At 50.7% G+C, this 22,022-nt stretch carries 19 protein-coding genes; 3 read left to right on the top strand and 16 right to left on the bottom strand.

Annotation, left to right across the window (positions count from 1 at the left end; translation table 11 throughout):
* Positions 1-72: 72 nt before the first annotated feature.
* A complete protein-coding gene (locus JIG40_RS18360) occupies positions 73-1,746 on the bottom strand; it encodes an electron transfer flavoprotein-ubiquinone oxidoreductase (RefSeq protein WP_199465807.1) in 1,674 nt (557 codons plus the stop codon).
* A gap of 301 nt (positions 1,747-2,047) precedes the next feature.
* Between JIG40_RS18360 and JIG40_RS18355 the strand changes: the two genes are divergently transcribed.
* Genes JIG40_RS18355 through JIG40_RS18345 form a run of 3 tightly spaced genes read left to right on the top strand, consistent with a single transcriptional unit; the run spans position 2,048 to position 4,053 of the window.
* On the top strand, positions 2,048-2,800 hold the full coding sequence (locus JIG40_RS18355; RefSeq protein ID WP_199465806.1) for an electron transfer flavoprotein subunit beta/FixA family protein: 753 nt from the start codon (positions 2,048-2,050) through the stop codon (positions 2,798-2,800).
* Between the two features lie 17 nt (positions 2,801-2,817).
* Positions 2,818-3,756 carry an FAD-binding protein gene (locus tag JIG40_RS18350; RefSeq protein ID WP_199465805.1) on the top strand — a complete coding sequence of 313 codons (939 nt, stop codon included), beginning with the start codon at positions 2,818-2,820 and terminating at the stop codon, positions 3,754-3,756.
* Between the two features lie 60 nt (positions 3,757-3,816).
* Positions 3,817-4,053 (top strand): hypothetical protein, encoded by a 237-nt coding sequence (locus JIG40_RS18345; protein ID WP_154182503.1) that lies wholly within the window; start codon positions 3,817-3,819, stop codon positions 4,051-4,053.
* A gap of 193 nt (positions 4,054-4,246) precedes the next feature.
* Here JIG40_RS18345 and JIG40_RS18340 read toward each other — a convergent pair whose 3' ends face one another.
* The 15 genes from JIG40_RS18340 to JIG40_RS18275 form a co-directional block, all read right to left on the bottom strand.
* A complete protein-coding gene (locus tag JIG40_RS18340) occupies positions 4,247-5,434 on the bottom strand; it encodes a glycosyltransferase (RefSeq protein ID WP_199465804.1) in 1,188 nt (395 codons plus the stop codon).
* On the bottom strand, positions 5,434-6,075 hold the full coding sequence (locus JIG40_RS18335; RefSeq protein WP_154182498.1) for a sugar transferase: 642 nt from the start codon (positions 6,073-6,075) through the stop codon (positions 5,434-5,436). Before JIG40_RS18335 ends, JIG40_RS18340 begins: the two co-directional genes overlap by 1 nt.
* Positions 6,076-6,105: 30 nt before the next feature.
* Positions 6,106-7,293: a glycosyltransferase family 2 protein gene (locus tag JIG40_RS18330; protein ID WP_244662694.1), complete on the bottom strand. Its 1,188-nt coding sequence runs from the start codon at positions 7,291-7,293 to the stop codon at positions 6,106-6,108.
* Complete coding sequence (locus JIG40_RS18325) at positions 7,290-8,393, bottom strand: glycosyltransferase (protein ID WP_199465803.1); 1,104 nt, start codon at positions 8,391-8,393, stop codon at positions 7,290-7,292. The genes JIG40_RS18330 and JIG40_RS18325 overlap by 4 nt, the downstream gene beginning before the upstream one ends.
* Before the next feature lie 161 nt (positions 8,394-8,554).
* A complete protein-coding gene (locus JIG40_RS18320; RefSeq protein ID WP_154182492.1) occupies positions 8,555-10,000 on the bottom strand; it encodes a chain-length determining protein in 1,446 nt (481 codons plus the stop codon).
* Entirely contained in the window at positions 9,997-11,142 is a 1,146-nt protein-coding gene (locus JIG40_RS18315; RefSeq protein WP_158148796.1) for a glycosyltransferase, read from the bottom strand. The genes JIG40_RS18320 and JIG40_RS18315 overlap by 4 nt, the downstream gene beginning before the upstream one ends.
* A gap of 72 nt (positions 11,143-11,214) precedes the next feature.
* Entirely contained in the window at positions 11,215-11,934 is a 720-nt protein-coding gene (locus tag JIG40_RS18310; RefSeq protein WP_199465802.1) for an acyltransferase, read from the bottom strand.
* Positions 11,935-12,016: 82 nt separating this feature from the next.
* Positions 12,017-13,363, bottom strand: a complete 1,347-nt coding sequence (locus tag JIG40_RS18305; protein WP_154183543.1) for an O-antigen ligase family protein — start codon at positions 13,361-13,363, stop codon at positions 12,017-12,019.
* Positions 13,364-13,410: 47 nt separating this feature from the next.
* Positions 13,411-14,841 carry a lipopolysaccharide biosynthesis protein gene (locus JIG40_RS18300; RefSeq protein WP_199465801.1) on the bottom strand — a complete coding sequence of 477 codons (1,431 nt, stop codon included), beginning with the start codon at positions 14,839-14,841 and terminating at the stop codon, positions 13,411-13,413.
* Positions 14,834-16,042 carry a glycosyltransferase family 4 protein gene (locus tag JIG40_RS18295; RefSeq protein ID WP_199465800.1) on the bottom strand — a complete coding sequence of 403 codons (1,209 nt, stop codon included), beginning with the start codon at positions 16,040-16,042 and terminating at the stop codon, positions 14,834-14,836. The genes JIG40_RS18300 and JIG40_RS18295 overlap by 8 nt, the downstream gene beginning before the upstream one ends.
* A 198-nt stretch (positions 16,043-16,240) precedes the next feature.
* The gene (locus JIG40_RS18290; RefSeq protein ID WP_244662693.1) at positions 16,241-17,314 is read right to left on the bottom strand and encodes a glycosyltransferase family 4 protein; all 1,074 of its coding nucleotides are present in this window, start codon (positions 17,312-17,314) and stop codon (positions 16,241-16,243) included.
* Complete coding sequence (locus tag JIG40_RS18285) at positions 17,286-18,767, bottom strand: sigma-54 dependent transcriptional regulator (protein ID WP_199465799.1); 1,482 nt, start codon at positions 18,765-18,767, stop codon at positions 17,286-17,288. Before JIG40_RS18285 ends, JIG40_RS18290 begins: the two co-directional genes overlap by 29 nt.
* A gap of 39 nt (positions 18,768-18,806) precedes the next feature.
* A complete protein-coding gene (locus JIG40_RS18280; RefSeq protein ID WP_280514087.1) occupies positions 18,807-20,624 on the bottom strand; it encodes an ATP-binding protein in 1,818 nt (605 codons plus the stop codon).
* A 9-nt stretch (positions 20,625-20,633) separates the two neighbouring features.
* Positions 20,634-21,113, bottom strand: a complete 480-nt coding sequence (locus JIG40_RS22900) for a hypothetical protein (protein WP_244662692.1) — start codon at positions 21,111-21,113, stop codon at positions 20,634-20,636.
* Between the two features lie 28 nt (positions 21,114-21,141).
* Positions 21,142-21,930: a phosphate/phosphite/phosphonate ABC transporter substrate-binding protein gene (locus tag JIG40_RS18275; protein ID WP_229601550.1), complete on the bottom strand. Its 789-nt coding sequence runs from the start codon at positions 21,928-21,930 to the stop codon at positions 21,142-21,144.
* Between the last annotated feature and the right edge of the window lie 92 nt (positions 21,931-22,022).

Genomic DNA, 22,022 nt, shown 5'->3' with positions numbered 1-22,022 from the left:
ATCAAATGAAATAGCCACGACGTACCGTGGCTATTTTTGTGTCTGGCGAATAGTGTTCTCGCGAATCGCTGGTTACATATTGCGGTAGTTCGGGCCACCGCCCCCTTCCGGCGGACACCAGATAATGTTCTGCGACGGATCTTTAATGTCGCAGGTTTTGCAATGCACGCAGTTGGCGGCGTTGATTTGAAAGCGCGGCACTTCATCGACCACAATCACTTCGTACACACCCGCGGGGCAGTAGCGTTGGGCGGGCTCGCCAAACTTGGGCAGATGCGTTTCAATCGGAATAGAAGGATCGGTCAGTTTCAGATGACAAGGCTGGTTCTCTTCATGCTGCGTGCCGGACAGAAAGACTGATGAGGGTTTGTCGAAGCTCAGCACGCCATCGGGTTTGGGATACTCAATGGGCGTGCAGCGTGAAATATCGATGATGCGGACATGGTCCGGGTGTGGATCTTCCATCTCCCATGGCGCGGCGCGTTTAAACAGCGGCACCCAAATGTTCTGCTCGAAGCTGTTGATGACGCCGCCCGCCACATTGCCAAAGCGGTGAATGGTGGCACAGAAGTTTTGTGACTGTTCAAGCTCTTCATACAACCAGGATGCCTTGAACAGCGAGTCGTAATCGGGCTCAAAATGACGTTGATCGCCCGCTTTCAGCGCATGTGTGATGGCTTCAGCCGCCAACATGCCGGATTTCATTGCGGTATGACAGCCTTTGATTTTGGCAAAGTTGAGCGTGCCGGCATCACAGCCGATCAGCAAACCGCCGGGAAATTGCTGTTTGGGCAAAGAATTCAAGCCGCCTTTGGCAATCGCGCGCGCGCCATAGGCAATGCGCTGGCCGCCTGTCAAATGCTTGCTGATCGCCGGGTGATGTTTGAGGCGTTGAAACTCATCAAACGGGCTCAAATACGGGTTGTGATAGTTGAGATCGGTGATCAAGCCAATCGCAACTTGGTTGTTGCCGAGCTTGTAGAGAAAGCTACCGCCCGTGGTGTGGGTTTCATTCAGCGGCCAGCCAAGGCCGTGAATCACTTCACCCGCGTTGTTGTGAGGATGATCGTCTGGCAGCTCCCAGATCTCTTTGATACCGAGCGCGTAGTGCTGCGGCTGCTTTCCTTCATCGAGTTTGAAATGCTCTATCAGATCTTTCCCCAAATGGCCGCGCGCGCCTTCGGCAAATATGGTGTATTTGGCTTTAAGCTCAATGCCCGGTTCGAAATTGGCTTTCTGATTGCCCGCTTTGTCTAACCCCATATCCGACGTGGTGACACCAACGACAGCGCCGCTTTCGTCATAATTGACGCTGGCTGCCGCAAAGCCGGGGAAGATCTCTACCCCCAGATTTTCGGCTTGTTTGGCCAGCCAGCGGCACAATTCGCTCAAGCTGATGACATAGCTTTTGTCTGTGTTGTGCATGGTTTTTGGCGTCACAAAGTGAGGCAGGCGAATGTGGTTGTATTCGGTGGTGAGATACAGAAATTCATCCGAACTGACTTTGGTTGTCAGCGGCGACTCCATGGACGACCAGTCGGGAAACAGCTCATCCAGAGCCGTGGTTTCAAACAGAGCGCCAGAGAGAATATGCGCGCCCACTTCAGAGCCTTTCTCGACCACGCAAATGCTGAAATCCGGCTCGTTCTGCTGCTGGCTGACTTGTGCCAGTTTACACGCGCAAGCCAGTCCTGCCGGGCCTGCGCCAACAATCACGACATCAAACTCCATCGTTTCTCGTTCCATGCTTTTCATCCATGCGTTAACGGTATTTATGGATTAAATATAGTCCAGTTGACGTAAACGTAAACTAAACTAAGCTCAAAGAGTAACCTCATTTAACCCATTGAGAATGACAGAAAGTGTATGATTTTCTGGTGAGTTTGAATGGGTTTGGTGGTCAAAGGTGGTTGATATGCGGGATTTAACCAGTCCAGAAAGCACAATGTTTTGGCTCGCATCAAACAGTCATCACCGAGCAGTTTGATTCCACCAACATTCCCTAAGGTCCATTCTCCAAGGATGACCAAGCGCTTAAGGAGGCTGTGTGAAAGTCTTAGTTGCTGTCAAACGTGTTGTTGACGCTTACGTAAAAGTCAGAGTGAAAAGTGATGGCTCAGGCGTTGAAACCAACAACGTCAAAATGGCCATCAACCCGTTTTGCGAAATCGCGGTGGAAGAAGCGATTCGCCTGCGAGAGGCGGGAGTTGCCGAAGAGGTGATTGTGGTTTCCGCGGGCGATGTCAGTTGCCAAGAGCAACTGCGCGCTGCATTAGCACTCGGCGCCGATCGTGCGATTCACATCCAAACCGATGGTGCGCCCGAACCGCTCAATGTGGCCAAACTGCTCAAAGCGGTGATGGTGAGCGAAGCGCCGGGTTTGGTGCTGCTGGGAAAACAGTCCATCGATACCGACAACAACCAAGTCGCGCAAATGCTGGCGGCGCTGACAGAGCGCCCACAAGGCACCTTCGCATCCAAAGTGGACGTGCAGGGCGACGCCGTGCTGGTCACGCGCGAGATTGACGGTGGGCTGGAGACGCTCAAGCTCGCTTTACCAGCAATCATCAGCACCGATTTACGCCTCAATGAGCCGCGTTACGCGTCGCTGCCCAACATTATGAAAGCCAAACGCAAACCGCTAGACGTCACCACGCCGGAGGATTTAGGGGTAACGCTCAACACGCATCAGCAAATCATGGAAGTCATGCCACCGCCTGAGCGTAAAGCGGGCGTGATGGTCACCAGTGTGTCTGAGCTGGTGGATAAGCTGAAAAACGAAGCCAAAGTGATTGGCTGAATGTGCAGGAGCAACAGATGAGCGAATTATCGATTTTAGTCATTGCCGAGCACAACAACCAGGTGCTGGCTGTGGATACATTACGAACTTTGCAGGCGGCCAAAACAATTGGCGGAGAGGTGAGTGTGCTTGTGATGGGCGCGGCGTGTGCCGCGGTTGCAGAGGCGGCAAAAGCGTGTGCGGGGGTCAGCCATGTGCTGCTGGCCGACAGTCCCGTTTATGAACATCGTCTGGCAGAAAACGGCGCGGCGTTGGTGGCAGAAATCGCGCGCAACTATTCCCACGTGCTCGTGCCTGCAACGACGTTTGGTAAAAACCTGCTGCCGCGAGTGGCTGCGCTGCTCGATGTGGGGCAACTTTCTGATGTGATTGCGATTGAATCGCCAGAGATTGTGGTTCGCCCCATTTATGCAGGCAATGCGCTGGCCAAAGTAAAATCACTGGATGCGATCAAAGTGATGACGATTCGTAGCTCAGCTTTTGATGCCGTCGCTAGCACGGGAGGAAATGCAGAGGTGAAAACCGTTGATCACGCCATTGAATCGGCGACGTCGCAGTTTGTCTCGCAGCAAAAAGTGGAAAGCGCACGTCCCGAATTGCCTGCCGCCAGAGTGGTGATTTCCGGTGGCCGAGGTCTGGGGAGTAAAGAAAACTTCGCGCTGGTGGAGAAGCTCGCTGACAAACTCGGCGGTGCGATTGGTGCGTCACGTGCGGCGGTTGATGCCGGTTTCGTCTCCAACGATTTGCAAGTTGGTCAGACCGGTAAAATCGTGGCACCAGAACTCTACATTGCGGTGGGGATTTCCGGCGCAATTCAGCACTTGGCTGGCATGAAAGATTCTAAAGTGATCGTCGCCATTAACAGCGACCCGGACGCGCCAATTTTCCAGGTCGCCGACTACGGCTTGGTCGGGGATCTGTTTGAGGTCATGCCGGAGCTGATTAAGTCGGTGTGAGGTTAGGCACTGTCAGCGAACCCAAAGCGGCCGCTTGGCCGCTTTTTCATTAATGAGTCGATGAGCCTGGCTCTGGGTATTAATCCGGTCCACTCTTTTGAATCTCAGGCCTATTTTCTTGAGCATATTCTGCCTCAAGACTACCGGGTTGTGGTTGTGCTGGATGAGTCAACCTATCGGCCTGTCGCTTTTATGGCAAGCTCCGAGTTCGAAATCAACCAGCTGTATGTCTCATCCACTTGTCAGGGCCTGCATATCGGATCCTGTTTGGTCAATCTGACGAAAAAGCAGTCTTAAGGTTCTCTTGTCTTGAGGACATTTGACGTCAATCAACGAGCAAAAGATTTTAATCAGTCACATGGTTTCACTTTTAAGGTCGGTAACAGGGACAACGAAGAAGGTCTCCCCGACATTGAATGCCATTGGACGCGCTAGTTTCCGTATTGCTCACTAATTATCATGATTCTTGATAATGACTTCTGCACACTGTTTAACGGTGTAAATGGCTGAACGACAGCGCTTTCAGCGGCTTAAGACAACTGAACATGCTTGGCGCTTGTCGATGGGGGAACCGGGCAAGAAGTTGTGAGTAAAGACTCGTCAGCGCTGCCGTGTTCGCCTGCAATGAAAATCGTGCGTTGACTCGCTCAAGGGCGGCTTGGCGCAGTTTTGTCGCCAGCTTCGCATCAGACAGCAGGTCTGCAATGTATTGTGGTAACTGTTCCGGGCTCTCTGGGTCGTAGAGCAGCGCTGATTCCTGATGTTGCAGTACTTCTGGAATGCCACCAACGTTGGGAGCGATCACGGGTAAGCCAGCGGCTGCGGCTTCTGCCAACACCAGTCCGAAGGCCTCATCTCGGGCGCCACTCACAAACAAGTCCACACCGCCGCGAAGCCAGCCAAACACTTCGCTCTGTTCGCCGACAAAATGTATCTGCTCTGCGATTTTCAGTTCTGCAGCCAACTGTTTTAGTGCCGGCTTTTCTGGCCCCTCACCAATGATGAGCAGATGCAAATCAGGCCGATTAAGGCTTGCGACGGCTTGAATAAGACGATCCATCCCTTTGCGATGAATCAGTGAACCCACGCTGGCGATCACCGTACTGCTTTTGTTTATTCCCAATGATTGCCGGACGCACTGAATGGGGTGCTCAGTGAGTGTTTCGATATCAATACCGTTGTGCACGACGCTCAGGTTCTGTAACGGATAACCTTCTTGCGAAAGCCTGATACTGATTGCTTTGCTGACCGTGATTACATGAGGAGACAAATGCAGGCACAACCGAAACCGATCACGTAAGGTGTAATCGCTGTGCAGTTGCGTCAGCATCGGCACTCGGCAAATTCTGGCTGCTATCCACATCCATTGGCACGCAGCGCCACTGTTGACATGCACCAATTGAATTCGGTACTGGCGTATCAGCGTTTTCGCCCGCGCAATTTGCGAAAAAAACTGCGTTAAAGTGATGCGTTGTTCTCGCCAGCCCATCAATATGCCGAAAGCATCCAATTCTGACGTAATGCCAAGCTCTTGGGCTTTTTGATGAAGCATACGGTTATTCGTCCAAAGTATCGCTTTGAAGCGTCGGGTGTCTAAGCTCTTGAGCAGATTCAGCAGGCAGATTTCGCTGCCGCGAAGCCAATTATCACCATAATGGACGTAGAGAAGTTTAATCATTATTGTCCTCTCCCCATCAACATAACGGATACGGTCTTAAATAAGATCAGCAGATCCATGGTCAACCAAGTTTTGAATGATCCGAGAGCAAGCGCATAACCGTGATCAAACCCGACCTTACGGCGAACATCTTCAATACAGGTGTCGTACCCTTGGCTTACTTGCGCCAACCCTGTAATTCCGGGCAGCAGGCCGTAGGTTCGTTCCGCAAAGAAAGGAATGGCGCTTTCAAGTTTGTCGTAGAAACAGGGGCGCTCAGGGCGTGGGCCGACCAATGACATTTCCCCCTTCACCACATTAATCAGTTGTGGCAACTCATCGAGACGGGTCTTGCGCATAAATCGACCGACAGAGGTAATTCGTGGGTCGTTCTCGGTTGCCCAACATGCGCCGCTGCGTTTTTCGCAATCCTGATACATGGTCCTGAATTTGATGATGTAAAACAGCTGGGCTCGCTCTTGCGTGTAGTGCCCAACACGCAGTTGGGTATAAAACACTGGGCCTCGCGAGTTCAGCTTTATTGCCAGCGCAATCAGCGGGAAAAGTGGTGACACCGCGATAAGCAGCAACGAGGCAACAATGAAATCGAATGTGCGTTTCGCAAGTGAAATGCCCATTTGTCCTTTGGTATTGTTTAACATGATGATCTCCTTAACAAAGCCGTTACTATCCTAAAGCTGTGACGTTTTTTTCCGCCATCCGTTACCTGTCAGCAGGTATTGCCAGCCGCCGATTAGGCTGGCGCTATGACCAACAACGAAGTAGGTGACGAGACTGGTGATTTTGTTTCGTCGGCAAAACGGTATTGTCCAACCTGCAAGTGCAGTGAGGTAAAACAGTCCCTGACTGGCGATGAGCAGTTGATAGGCTCTCTGATCGAGATGTGCAAAAGGCAGTATCAGCAAGATAAGCAGCAGGTAAGGTGTGAGCAGTCTGAGCGCTTTACCGGAAAAAAAGGTGAACGCGACTTTGCTGTGTTGCGGAGAGAACAAGCGCCATAAACGTAAGATCTGCTGCATGTTGCCTGCTGAAATGCGCAGCCGACGGCGAAAATCTGCGGGTTGGTCGGTTGGCTCCAGTTCGATAGCGAGCATGGCGGGTTCGTACACGGCTTTAAACCGCTTTTCGATGATGCGCATTGGCAGAATGAAGTCATCGTTGATCGTATCGCTGTCCAGTGGTTCAAACAGCTCTGTGCGGAACAGGTAAAATGCACCATGGCATCCCAGAACGGAGCCCAAATTGGATTCGGTCAGTTTAATGCGTTGCTGATACCGCCAATAGCTACTCTCGCCGGCAAACTGTTGGTTTAGCAGGTGATAGCTTGCTGCGACGACACCAACCGCCGGATTTGCCATGTGGCGTGCCGCGATCAGTAGCGCATCGACTGATATCAAAGCCGACACATCAGACAACACACACAGGTCAGTGGATAACTGGGGAATGTATTCGTTCAGACACGCCACTTTTCCTCGGTTGGTTTGATTCTCGATCACCTCATAAAAGGTATCGGCGCAAATCGCTTCTTGCATTGTGGCTCGGGCAATCTGGGCGGTTTCGTCGCTGCAACCATCGCAGATGATCAACACTTTGAGTTTGTTTCTTGGGTAATCGATGCTGGCAAGGTTACGAATCTTTTCGCTGATATAACCTGCTTCATTGTAGGCAGGCATCAATACCGTGACGCTGGGTAAGAGGTTATCGTCCGCATTGGGCAGATATCCTCTTGAGCCTGGCTGAGTCTGTTTTGCCGGGTGCAAATGGGCATACCAACGCAAAAATAACGGATAGCCAACGTGATGGTAAACGATTAGGCCGGAGCAAATCAGCAGAAGCAAGTTTGTCATCATCTCAGTCATAGCTGGTCTCCGAGAGCAAGTGTGTGATACGCCTTTGCCATGTCTCTGATCTCAAAATTTTTCAGTACAAATTCTCGAGGTTGTTTGACGCGGCTTTGGTTCAGAGTTTGTAACAATGTGGCCGCAAGGCCGGGGACATCGCCGACTTTGATGAATTTTCCGGTGTGTGGACACACCGCTTCGGACGAGGCGCCGACGTCTGTGGTGACGACAGGAATATTGCAGGCTTGAGCCTCAAGCAGTGACAGAGGTAATCCTTCCATCAATGAGGGCATACAGAAGACATCAAGCGCCTGATAAAAGAGCGTCATTTGGTCAGTCTGGCCAATAAAGATCACGCGATGTTGTAAATCGAGAAACTGAACAAGATGAGTCAGAGCGGTGCGCTGTGAACCGTCGCCAGCAATGACCAGCAGTGTATCTTCCGGTAAAAATTTCATCGCTTTGATGGCTGTTTTCTGATCTTTTACTTTCTCCAGTCGGCCAGCACAGCCAATGATTCGTCTATCAATCGGTAAATCAAAGTGGACACGGGCAAGGGTTTGAGACGCAGGATAAAACTTATTGCAATCAATCCCGTTTTTGATCACGACAGTGCGGTGATAGCGGAAGAGATTATCCAGTTGCTGCTTAACCAGCATGGCATCTGCAACCATCACGGGTTGAGTGAGCTTCATCAGCCAGCGCTGTAAGCGTTTATGTTTATTGTTGGTCAGATGCCAGGTATCGTGCTCGGTGTGAATATGGACGTTAATGTCAGCCAGTTTGGCCGCAACGCCGGCGTAAATCAGCGGGCCTAAGTGATGAGTGTGAACCACATCCGGACGCAGGCATTGAAACGTTCTCAGCAGATTGAGCACAACTCGCGGCTGAACGCCCGGGGCTTTATCCATAAATATCATCTGCTTGTGATATTCCCTTAATCGCGGCCAAATTTCTAATGCGTCCTTTTTGTTGCCTTCCAAACTGACTATCAGCAACTGGTCTTCCGGGTTGGCAAAGCGCAGCATTTCTAGTGTCAGGCTTTCAATCCCGCCTGGCGCAAGGTGCTGAACGACATGAATAATCTTTTTTCCAGTTTTGACGGTCTTGCTATTCATAGAAGTATCCTTACGGTAGAGCCTTTTTCAGCGCGTGTTTTACGGTGGTACATCCTTGTTGGCATTAAACGTGCCAATAAAATTATTTAATAAAATCAGTGATATATTTATTTTTCTTTGTTGCCCGGATGGCTTTACGAATTTGAGAATGAAATTGAGATTCACAATCCTCGTTCAGGGTTACCATGAATACGCGGAATCACGCTAAGGACAGGAGCCGCACATAGCGTCGCCAGAGTTTGTGGCTGATAAATCCGGGTGTCCGTCAGTTCGAGCAAGACAGTAAGGCCAAGCCCGACAGCGATGCCTGCAATTAAACCAATCACCGCATACAGGATTTTGGGCATATTGGCTTTCGCACTCGGTGTATAGGGCAAGTCGATGATTTTGACCCGTTTGCTGTGTTCGAAAGCGCCCAATGAACCAGTCAGCTTGGCCATCTCATAGCGGTCGACCAGTTCGTCGTACAGTCGGCGTTTAAACTCTACTTCTCGTTTAAGCGTGGTCAGGGTTTTGGAGACATCACCGTAACGGCTATTTTGTTTCTCCAGTGACTCAATCATGCCTTTTATCGCTTTGGTTTCTTCTTTCAGCGATTCAAACTGGCTGCGTGCCACCTGCAGGTTTTCAAGTTGAGTGATCAGTAAAGGGCGGACTGAGTTTTGGTCGCCAGTCGTCTTACTGCTGGCAATGTCCCAAAGCACGTCGCTGGAGAGGCTTTCATGGCCTTCTTTCAGCAAATGTTCCCGCTCGCTTTCCAGTCGTTCAAGCTCTCGTTTTACCGCGATAACCGCGCTGTGGTTGTCGGTGTATCGCGCGGTGAGGAGCGTCAGTTCACTGCGGTATTCAATGATTTTTTCTTCGATGCGCCCGAGGACAGGATTAGTTCTCGACAGTTGTTGGTCCAAGCTGCCAAGCCCTTTGTTTGCACCCGCCAACAACGCTTCTTTCTCAGCTAAGTTTTGTTTCAACATCGCCAGACGACTGAGGTTTTCATTGAGAAATTCAGGCGTGGTGGTTGGGTTCTGATTCTGAAAATCTGCTAATGCCTGTTCAGCGATTTGTAACTCCTCCAAGCGTTTATTGATGTGCATGGCGAGAAATCGCGAAGAATCGTCGATGGAGGAACGCTCAGGAGCCAGCAACTGTTCGATGAAGTGATGGCTGACCGACTCAAGCAGTTCTTTCATTCCAGCTGGTTTGCTGGAAGAGAGGCTGATGGTCACAAAGTCTTTCCCCGTCTGGCTGACGGTTAAACTGGCGGCCAGTTGCCCGATAATGCGCTCGCTCTGTGCGTCGGATGTCTTGTCATCAATCAAGCCTCGTTCTCTTGCGACGGTACTGAGCACATGGCGACTTTTGAGCAGCGTTCTGAGCGCGTTGATCCGCTCAGTGAATTGGGTCTCCACCGCGATATCATGCAGGAAAGGGTTCATTTTGGCCGATTCCTGGATCAGCATGCTGGTGTGTGAACGATAGATATCCGGCGTCAGCTGACCGATACCGAGTGCCAGTAAGGGCATCACCAACAAGGGGATCGCGATGATGTAGCGGCGGCGCCAGGCTGCGGTCAGAGCCAGAAACAGATGAGACTTAAGGTCTTTCATAGTAGCTCCAGCATCCAGTTGAGAAACAGGCTGCGATCATTCCAACTGTGGCCACTAATGGCCGTTGGTGAAATTCGCTCGTCTGTTTGGGCGGCCTGCAATGCGTGAACAAAGTCATCCGGTGTGACCGCTGTGTGCAAATAACGACGAAAAGGGGATAGGGCAGGAAAGTCGACCGATACAATGGGTTGCCCGGCCGCCAGATATTCGAGCAATTTTAAAGGATTACAGGCATCAATTTGCGGGTTGCGTAAAAAAGGCAACATACTGACATCCCAATGCTGTGAGTACGCTGGCAGCATATGATGCGGACGCGAACCCAGATAATGGATATTGGCATGTTGAGGCAGGCGCTGCGCATCGACACACTGTGGTCCGATAAAGACGAAATTCCAGTCAGGCAGTGCCTGCGCGCTATAGTCAATCAGGTCATAATCGATCCAGTCCGATAAGCTGCCATAGAAACCCGCTATCGGGCCTTTACCGACGGGTAAGTCGACCGCGCGTGGGGTTGGTTTGGTAAACAGCTCGCTGTCTACGCCATGCGGCAACAAATGCGTTTTACGCGCAGGAAACTTGTGTTTGAGCTGGTCACTGGCAACCAGAATCAGATTGGCGTTTTCGACCAGACTTTGCTCGTGGCGGCATACGACGTCGTGGTCGACCCCTGCCAGAGAAGCGAAGTCATCCCCGCAATAATAAACAACGCCGCTGTGGTCGATGTGGTGACATAAGTCTGCGGCTGTCGGTAAGGAACTCCACAATATCGGGCGGTTCAGCCCAAGTTGTTCAATTCGTGGTTTCAACTGCATGAGCATCATTCTGCGCGCGACATCTCTGGCCAACTGCGAACTTGGTGCGGGGAGCGTGAGCAAATCCACTTGAGTGATATTGCTGTGCACACTAGCAGCGTAGCATTCTGCCATTGACTGGCTCTGTAGTGATTTCGCCGCTGGTCTGCGCATAGGCTTACACAGTTTGTGCCACACCCGGCTTAAGTCTTTGGTGGTGAACTTAGGCTGGCGTAAACCGATGGAGTTGACCCAAAGTACCTGACGATCATCCGCCAGGCGTTTGATCAGGTGTTGGGTACTGGATGGCAGGCCGCCAAAATCTTCACCAAATACAATCAAATCACGCATCGTTGTTCTCCTCAGCCGCACGAGTATTGGTCTGGCGACTCCATTTGCTATCGGGGTAGTCTGATGTCAGGTTCACTGCAATTCACGGATTGAACAGATCACTTTGGCTGGGTTTCCTCCCGCCAGCACGTAAGGGGGTAAGCTTTTGGTCACGACGCTGCCAGTACACACCACGGTGCCTTCGCCGATGGTTACGCCACCTTTGACGCTGACGTTGCTACCCAACCAAACGCCTCTCTCCAGATGGATATCGCCAACCTGGTCCTCGTGATCCGGTAAACCTTTGGCTCTGTCTCGCTCATTCATGGGATGGCCGGGATAGCCGAACAAAAAGGCACGTCCGGCAATGCGAACATCATCTTCAATAATCACTTGGGTTCCGACGGCAATGGTGGTTTGCCAGCCAATCCCCACGTTGTTGCCAATCAGAAGACGAGGGGATTCACTCGCGGTGCGGCCACTGAAGGTGGTTTGCCCCGAAATACGGCAACGATCACCCACTTCAATATGTAACGGGCCGGATATGTAAGGCATCCCACTGTAGAGGTTGAGCTGCCGACCGCAGGCCGCGAGACGACCTTTGAATGCCGGAGTACAAATCAGAATTCTGCTCAGGGTTTCAATGGTATCCCGGCTAAGGGTGTAGAGTGCGTAAAGTGCTCGGTTGTAGATCTGCGGTGTCGGGATATCCGGATTGCGGACGAATTTCAGAATACGAAATAACGTCTGATAGCCGGGATTAGGATGGTTTTGTAACCAGCTTTTCCATTGGTAGAGTCGGATGGTCAGCATAACGTGCCCCTCGTTTCGTTGTGTTGCTGTTCAAGGGGTTACACAGTTCGTGCCAGATATTATATTCTATTAATTCAAATGCTTAGATTTGGTTCTTATATGTATTCTCAATTTGACTAGCAATTTGAGCGACGGCAATGATGAGCGCAGCCAATAAATAGATGGGCCAGTTAAAGCCTTGGGTGAGAAAGGTTCCCGATACGACTGTGCCGACCAAACCTGCGTAGACCGCGTGCGCAACAATACGAACCGGAGGCTCATACCGTTCCCGATGCTTTTCTATGCGTTGAATGGTATGGCGTGCCGTTTTGATCAGCGAGACGATACAGCAGATAAAGACCACCAGACCCAAAATGCCGGTTTCTGCCAATACACCGAACCACGTACTGTGCACGGCGTGATTGAGCCCGTCCCAGTGCTGGCTGTAGTAAAAGTAGTTGAAGTAGAAATTATCGAGCCCTACACCAGTGAAAGGGTTGTCTAACGCCATATAGAACGCGGCTTCCCAGGCATAAAGCCTACCCATTGCCGAGGCATCGATGCCTTCTTCAGCGGCGCCACCTGAGCTGCGATCCGATATCCCGCTGGCCAGATAAAGTAACGCTCCGCCGCAGGCCGCCAAAAAAAACAGCAGGCTTTTATTACGAACAAAATGCAATGCGAAGATCCCGGTTACCGCGAGCACTCCCAGCAGGCCGCCACGACTTTGGGTGGCGATGACGGCCATCAGTAAAATAACGCAAGTCATCAAACACACCATCCGTATCAGGAGATGGCTGCCTGGCATGAGTAGTAAACTGAGTGAAAAGGCGAACGGAAACATCAGTACCAGCGCCAGATCGTTAGGGTCTCCCAACATGGAACCGATATCGCGGCCGATGGTGACACGTGTTCCTTCTACCAGACCGATGCCGTTTGCGCTGTTGTAAAGCGCCGTGCACCCCACCAATAGGCCGGACAGAGCAATCAGAACGGACATTTTATTGAGTTGGCGCGCATCATTCACTATCCACATGATAGCCAGACTCATGACGATGATTTTCCAGTACATGCCTTTGAAATAGGTAATGGCGATGCCGCGATTGGACGCAAAAACAATTCCGATCACGACTAGTCCCCAGAACAGCAGCAACCAGGCCATGGAGGGGTGCCAGAATGGTGTCAGTTTCCGGCTTATCACCAGATGCCACACAATACCACCCAAGGCGGCCATGGACAGCAGCAACGGAATCTTAAGCGAATAAAGCTGAGGCACGACTTCATGAATACGGAAGAACGAGAACAGAATAAACAGGGTCACAAACCAGAAATGACCCGTAACCACCAACACCAGACCTGCCGGCAGTAACGCCAGAGCGAGCGCCGCAATCGGTGAACCGCTGAACTGCCAAGCCAGTGCCATGGTCAGGCAATAAATCAATGCCAGCATGGTTCCTTTATTGGCTTTGTGTTCACGGTGGTGGCCGATGGCATGATTCATAGGCGACTTGCCTGAGAAGAGACGGTTGGATGTAGGATCGACTGGGCGGATACGATGCCGAGTAACAGGGCAACAGCGAATACACTCAATGGTGCCAGTACAGACATCAGTAGCTGCAATGGCCATGGATGCACATGAGATGCAAGCAACAGATGAATGAATGCGATGAGCAAGATAACGGTACTGCGGCGGAGTGTGTAGGGTAAGAAACAAGCACGCTGACTGGCACGATAGACCAGAATCAACTTGGTAAATTGCCCGCCTATCAATCCGGCGATGATCCCTACAATGCCCCACGAGACCATCGTGGCAATCAGCAGGGCACTGACCATGACCGCCATAAGATTAAAACGCAACAAAAGTCCGGTTTGTTTGGCGATCAGCAACCCCAGGTTAAATAGCTCAGACAGCTCTTTGAACAGGGCGGCGGCCAGACACAGCAACACCATCTGCACGGCGGGCGCATAGCTGGCGGGTAACGCGAGCGTGATAAACATCGGAGCGAAGTAGGCGATGCCCGCAGCCAACATGGCAATCCAGACCAAACCAAACTGGGTGATTCGCGCAGCCTGTTTTGCGCCTTCGCGCAGGTAGACAGAAAAACGTTTTGGCATCCACCACATGCCAAAAGGTTGAACCAAGATGCACAGCGCTAGGGCGAATTTCGCGGCGATAGCATAAAAAGCTAAAGACTCAATGGTATCGGTGGTTGCGATGACCCAACGCTCTGCGCCATTCATCAAGAAAGCCACCATGCCTGATAGGGCGATTGGGATGCTGTAGAGAATGAAGTCCAATATTTGAGCCGCTTTGGGCTGGATCAACGGAAGACGACACAAGCGCTGTAACCAGATAACCTGAACCAGATGAGTCATCACGGAGGCTGCCAGAATGCTAGTGATACTCGGCATCCAAGATAACGACATTACGACCAGCGTCACTTGCAGCAGACAGCAGCATACCGTCACCAGCAGAAAGTGTTTCGCCTTGTCTTGCATGCGCAGCCAAGCTAACTGTAGACCGATTACCCCTTCGGTCGAAACTCCGATAGCCAGTAAGGTCATTTCGGTGGCTGGAAGTGCAGTTACGTGACGGGCGACTCCGTGAATGGTCAGAATCAGGATGCAAAGGGAAATCAACGCTACCATGCAAGCCAGCGTGTAGATGGTACCTGCAATCGTGCGTTGGCGATGCGGACAGGTTTCGTGGCCGGCAAAACGATAGAGAGACTCGTGCAGAGCCAACCCTAAAATCATGCCGATAAAGACGCCGCTGGTGGTGTAGAGCTCCAGTTGGCCAATTTGCTGCACGGACAAATGGTTAGCGAGCACAGGCAGCATGATGAGCGCAATGCCTTTGGTCGCAAACAGGCCAAAGGCATAGGCGACTGGGCGGCTCAACGCCGAAGAAAGGGAGATACTAGGCATAGTCTTCTCCTGTGTCGTTCAGCGATGCTTTGGCATTGTCCGGTGCGAGATCTTGCACAATCGGCAGATAGCAGATTTCAGCACGATAGCGCTCTGCATAACGGCGACCAGCATGACCGATAGAGCGAACAACAACAGGGTGCGACACCAACTGTTTTAACGTGCGGGCAAGGGAAACAGAGCAATTGGGAGGATACTTGACGCAGTTGACGTTATGACGTAACTGCTGATCCCAATACGCACCATCCTGAGGAATAACGACGCAAAGGCCTGCTGCTAGTGCCTCCAGAATCGAAAGCCCGAATGGCTCTAGTTCACTTGTCGATACGAATATCCCGCAACTAGCGCGAATGCTATCTAAGTGGTCAGGTTGCTCATACCAAGTGACCCCAGCAAGACTCACCGGAGCCTGGCTTTGAGGCAAACTAATGTGGTGTGGGCGAATAAAGCAAATATGGCTCTTCAGCGCCGTAGCATCGGGTAACAACCTAAGCGCTGCAACCAGAGTATCAAGCCCTTTCCATTTCAACAGAGACGCTGCCCAAAATACATCGTAAGTCGCATAGCGGGTTGGGGTTGGCCATTGGTTGCGACCGAGACCGTTGCTGAAGGAGTGAAAAGCGTCGCTAGAGAGAATCTGTTGTGAAAGTACAATATCTGGGTCGCTGGGTAACCAGCTGTTGCAGTAATGACTTATCGCCCTTTGTATCGAAGGCAAAGCGCTGGTCAGATAATAGACGCGATCCGCGCGGGTCAGGCAATAGCCAACGGAGCGGGAACAGGGAACAGGGCCATGGATAAATTGCAACAAGCGCCGCTTCACTATTTTTTGGCAACCATAAAGTGCCATATCGACGCCGGGCCCTGAAATGCCAATCAGGCTATGGATACGCGGATGCATGAGCAGGCACTTCACTATCACTATCATGAAATAGAAGTGCTTGATCCAGTATTTCCATCCTGACGTCGCTTGAGCCAATGCGCCAGGACGCAGAAATGTGACCAGAGTGAAAGGTAAGGTTTCTTTTGACCAGGCGGTACGCCAACTTTCAGGATCACAGGTTAAAACGGTAAAAACGCAACCGGATGGAACACTCTGACGTACAATTTCAAAACTGGCCATTTTTGAACCGCCATGAAAAGGGACCGGATCAAAAATCAGAAAGTGACCGTTGGATTTCGGCGAGGCTGATCGTGACATTGCGAATTCCTTATCGTTGTTTTGGCAAGCGAAGAATCGATAAGGAAGCTGAGCAAATGTGGTGCCATAAAAAACTGAAATTAACCAATTGAAATAGTTAATAATTTTATAGGGTGATTGGTTTTTCTCAAATTGAGAATCAATTTGGGCGACAGTTTGAGGGGAACGGAGTACGCCTTTGCCAAAGGCATGGGAATCTCAGGAATGTTGATAGAGAGCGATTAATTGAGGGATGACGGCTTGATCGGTGTAGTGGGCATGGATGGTTTGGCGAGCTGCCTGGCCGATTTGGTGTCGCTCATTGGGCGTCATCTGCTGCCAGTTGGCAAACAACAATGGTAGTTCTTGCGCACTGTTTGCCAGCCACCCGTTTACACCATGTTCAATCAGTGTGTCTAGTGCGCCAACGTTGGTCGCGATGACCGGGATGCTTCGTCCCATCGCTTCAAGACTCACCATAGGCAGGCCTTCGAATCGGGATGGAATCACAACCAAATCGATCTCAGGCCAGTGCGATTGCATGTCACTCACATGGCCGTGTAGCGACAAGTTGGGGGGCGCGCTTTGGGTTATTTCATCAAACAAAGGACCATCGCCATACAGATGAAAGTCTTCCATGGGGAATTGTCGTGCCAATTTGACAAACCGTTCCGGGGCTTTTTCTCGGCTCAGACGGCCAATAAAGGCGATCTGTTTGCCTTTGCGCTCACTTGGCGGTGGCTGGGTAATAAAGTTGTTCATCGTGATACTTTTGACGGGAAGTTTCGCCGCTATCGCGCTGCTGACACTGATTGCTTGCGTGGAAAAAAAACTGGTGTATCTGTCCAACCAGTCATAAAACCACACCTTCCCGCGTGGTGTTTCGCCAGCATGATAGGTAGAAATCTGGCGGACTCCGGTCAGCAGTTTAATGACGCGTGAACAGATACTGGCTTTGTAACCATGAGCGTGAAGAATGTGGGGTCGATGTTGGCGAACGGACAAATAGAGCTGAGTCAGTATCGTTTTACCGCTGGCAACAGGTTCCGGAAGCAATTCGGATAAAAACGTACAGGGTAGTCCCAATTGCTGCAGACTCTGTTGCAGCAACTGGGGGCGAGCGTATTTTTTTAGCACCACAACCCGGACTGGTTGCTTGAAAGTATTCAGACCATTCGCCAATTCACGCACATGAGTTTCGATGCCGCCAAAATTCAGCGTGTCTATCAGCAACCAAATCTCGCCTGCAGCGATTTCTTGATCGTCAAGCCCGTTCATACTGTTGGTCTTCATTTTCCCAGGCCTGCTTTTTGCGATAAACAGTCGATGGACTCAGTTCCAGCAACACTGCAGCATTGAGGACGTTGCCGTCACAGAAATCGATAGCCTGTTGTATAGTTTCGCGTTCGACCTGCCACATGGGTCTGATGGTCAAATTGGCAGTGTCAGTTACGTCATTGTCGACTGCCGACGGAGCATGAATCGGAACGATGGGAGTTGGCTCTGCTACTGAGTGTTGCGGTTCGATATGTGCCATTGGCATTCCCGCGGCTTTTAAGGAAGGTTTGTTTGTTGAGGCTTGGTGCAACAGTTCCGGCACCTGTTCCGCCGTCACGTACTTGCCATCATTCAGCACCACAATATTGCGGATAACGTTTTGCAACTGACGCACATTACCCGGCCACGAATAGCGTTTGAAAACGCGTTCAGTTTCTTTATCCAAAGCAATGAACGCCTTGTGATCCTGACGCGCGAAGGTTTTGATGAAGTGATTGGCGAGTGTCACGATGTCCTGATCTCGTTCACGTAAAGGTGGCATAACGACAGGGATGACATGTACTCGGTAGAACAAGTCCTCGCGAAAACGTCCTTCGTTCACTTCTTGCATTGGGTCGCGGTTGGTGGCACAGATTATACGCACATCCACTTTACGCTCCCGACTGTCACCCAGCGGGGTAAACGTACTGGTTTGCAAAAATCGCAGCAGCTTTTTCTGCAGGTCTAAGTCCATTTCACACAGCTCGTCGAGAAACAGAGTACCGCCATCTGCTTGCATGGCTGCGCCACGTCGGTCCGTCGTTGCGCCAGTATAGGCGCCTTTGATATGGCCGAAAATTTCGCTTTCCATCAGATCTTTCGGAATGGCACCACAGTTAATGGCGACAAATGGTTTATCCCGGCGTTCACTCTGTTTGTGAATGGCTTCGGCGCAAACTTCTTTGCCCGTACCACTTTCACCCACAATAAAGACGCTGGCGTTGGTCGGGGCAACGGCCTCGATAGTCTTATACACTTTCTGCATTGTCTGGCTTGTGCCAATAAAGCCATGAAAGCGAGGGCGTTCGATGGTTGACTTGAGATCCTCAACCATATGTTCCAGTTTGATTTTTTTGAGATGGACATGAATGGAAGCTTTAAGGCGTTCGGCGACAATCGGTTTCTCAAGAAAGTCGTCTGCTCCGCGACGCAATAAATCGACGGCGATATCTACGGAACCATGTGCGGTCGCAATCAGGACTGAAGTAGGGAATTCATTTTCTTTTATCCAATCAAGAATTTCCTGACCTTCGATGTCTGGCAAGTTGAGGTCTAAGATGACCACGTGGGGCAAGTAACGTTGAATAAATTTTTTGGCTTCGGCACCGGTTTCCACATGGAAAAATTCAAAGGGTTCATCCTTAACGTACTGTTGGTATAGGATGGCCAGCGACGTTGCGTCTTCGACTAACAATACTTTCGGCTGCATATTTTGTCCCTTTATTTGTTATTGTTTTCGCCTAACCTATTATGCGGTTGCCGGAGCTTGAAACCCCAGCGCTTTGCGTTCTAATAACGCCTGTAAAGAGTCGTTTATTAACTCATCCAATTCTCGTGCCAATGTATAAGCTTGTTCGGCTTCTCCATTTCGGCATTCAAGTTCAATCGCTCTGGCTAAGTTCGACAACGCAGTATTGCCTAGTGCGAGCGATGAACTAATGAGTTTATGCACCTCAAACTTTAACTCATCGAGTGCCTCTTGAGCCGTCGCAGAGCGGATATTCTCCTGATGCCCTCGAGTTTCCTCTACATAATGGTCGATGAGTAAAGGCAACAGTTCTGCATTAGTATCTTTGATTATTTGTTGAAGTGTGGATTCATCCAAGAGTTGAGGTTTACGTTGGCCCGTTTCGATGGTCCGTTTCGCCGCGGCTGGAGATGTCGCCATCTCTGATTGAGCATGGTCCACTTTTTGAGAAGTGGATACTGTTTCCTCTGAACTGACGTCACACGGTATGTAACGGTTCAGCATCTCTATGAGTTTCGCTAGGCTAACGGGTTTCGCGAGATAATCTGTCATGCCCGCTTTTAAGAATTTCTCTTTATCGCCTGTGAGTGCATGGGCGGTGAAAGCGATAACGGGTAACTCTGATTTATGCGGTTCGGGTAGGTCGCGAATTGCAGCACAAGCGGTTAGCCCATCCATAGTTGGCATCGAAACATCCATAAACACGATGTCGTAGTCCTGCTCTTTCACTTTGTTCAGCGCTTCGAGCCCGTTGGTGACAATGTCTGTATACGGGGTGATAGAACGAAACAGGTTGCGAACCACCATTTGGTTTGCCTTGTTATCCTCGGCGACGAGAACGCGAGCTGCCTTGCAGCATGGAGACAGCACGGGCTGTTGTTGATTACTTGAATTGAATTCACTTTCACTGCATGTCTCAAGTGGAAGAGTAAAGGTAAAGCAACTGCCCAGTCCTTCGACGCTCTCAAAGCTGATCTCACCATCCATCATGTCCAACAACCGCTTACAAATAGCCAGCCCTAACCCTGAACCGCCATGGGCGCGGGTAAAACTATGATCGGCCATAGTAAATTCATCAAACAGGTACGGCTGGTCCTCTTTTTTTATACCGATGCCAGTGTCGGTGATCTTGCACTGTAAAATGACGTGATTGCCTTCCAGTTGTTGTGTGCGAGCGTCGATGGTCACACTGCCACGTTTGGTAAACTTAATCGCATTGCCGACCAGATTAAGCAGAATCTGCTTGTAGCGATTACGGTCTCCTACGACGTATGGTGGGATAGCGTCAATATGAGTGACGAGTGAGATGCCGGATTGGTCAGCGATGGGGCGCAGGCTATTGATGACGGTGCTGGTGGCTTGTTTGAGATCGAATGCTTCACGCTCTATTTCAAGGTTGTTGGCTTCCATGCGTGAGAAATCGAGAATGTTGTTGATGAGCGCCAGCATCAGGTTGCCGGATTCACGTGCGGTATTGACCAGCACTTGTTGTTCTTCGCTGAGTTTGGTTTGTTTTAGCGCGGTCAGTAACCCCAATACACCGTTCATCGGCGTGCGAATCTCATGAGACATTGAGGCGAGAAAGCGGGATTTCGCTTGGTTTGCATGCTCAGCCTCTTCGCGTGCCTGATGTAGCTGCTGATAACTCTCTTGAAGACTTTTCGACATACTGTCAAAAGCGCTGGCGACTTGGCCGAGCTCATCGTTTTGTTGCAGGTTTATCTGAAACCCCGGGCCTTTGGTCTTTACCGTTTTGGCTGCATCCCGCAGGCGTACTAAGTTTCGAGTGAGATAAGTGCCTAGGAAGAAGGAGAACATGGCGACCAGTTATACTTCCAGTGAAGCAATACCGATGATGGCTCGCCTTGCTTGATTCAGCATGCTGTGAATGGCTGTCGTGGTAAAGCCGAGTTCGATGTATCCGAAACTGATGCCGTCAATGTCTATGTTAACAATGGTGTTAATGATTTCGTGGTTCAACGGTTCCTGATTCGTTGCCGATGGTTCGGCTTGCTGTACGTCTCCGCCGGAGGCCAATAATTGATTGCGCCTCACTACCTTGGCGTATACCACATCTTCCAGCAACATGATTTCACTGACCATATCATCAAGTGTGGCCAAATCGGTTGATATCACGGCATCGGTTACTGCGCGAGCAAACATGGTCGCGGTCGCATGAGCTTTTTGAGTCAATTGGCGGCGATTGGATTCATCAAGATAATTCAGGGCACTGGCAACGAGCAGCACTAACAAGACGATCTCTATCAGGGCTATTCCGATGATGGTTTTCGCGCGAAATTTCAACATAGGCGTCTATATCCACGGTTTTTTAGCGTTATTCATGCGAAAGCAGGTCAATCTTCAGCGCGCGCACGTCATCCCACGCGGCATTGTCCGCCGCAATAAATCCTTCTATCTGCAGGGGAGCAATTAATGCACTGTCGCGCGGATTGCTTTCCATCTGCACCAAGTATTCCTGCACTTTATGGGCCAATTGTTTGTCGACCTTCGGATTCACGGCAATGGCGTGCGGAGTAAATCCCTTGGTCTTCCAGAGTGGTACCAGTTGTTCTTTGATGTCGGCGGGCATCGCATTGAAAGTCCTCATCACACCGCCTCCGGCCGGATAAATCCCGCGAGCCACGGAAAGGTAAACCGAATCATGCGAAGAGACATAGACAGGGGTGAAATCCACGCCGTTATCATGTAAATGACTGCGAGTCAGAATGCTCGCCGCAAAGGCCGCTGGTGAGGGAAACGCAATATCCTGACCTGACAACTGTTTCAGTTCGGTAATGCCACTGTCTTTTCGCACGACGATAATGCCCTGAATGCGTTTATTTCTGGCATGAGCTAACGCTTGATAGCCCGGGTTTTGGTTGAAGACCGTAAAGTGATACGGATTCATATACGCAAAGCTGTACTCTCCGGCTTTTAATCGGGTTTCAAAGGTCGGGATATCAGGTGCGGTAACAAAGAGAATTTCCTGACCGACGTATTCGCCCATTGCTTCCATTATCGGCCCCCATTGCTTTGCCAGACGGCTGGCTGATTGCTGTGGTACCACACCAAACGTTAAGGGAGCTGCGGCCAGCGCGGTGGAGCTAAGCAGAAAAGCCAGCAACAGCAGTTTCCTTAACCGACGTAAAAAACATGACGCGTGATGAGCGATTCGATGGATACCATACATAGTGACTAATATCTTTCTTTTCAACA

The sequence above is a fragment of the Vibrio sp. bablab_jr001 genome (genome assembly GCF_016464285.1).
GTDB classification, from domain to species: domain Bacteria; phylum Pseudomonadota; class Gammaproteobacteria; order Enterobacterales; family Vibrionaceae; genus Vibrio; species Vibrio fluvialis.
This window is presented reverse-complemented; position numbering and strand designations above follow the sequence as displayed.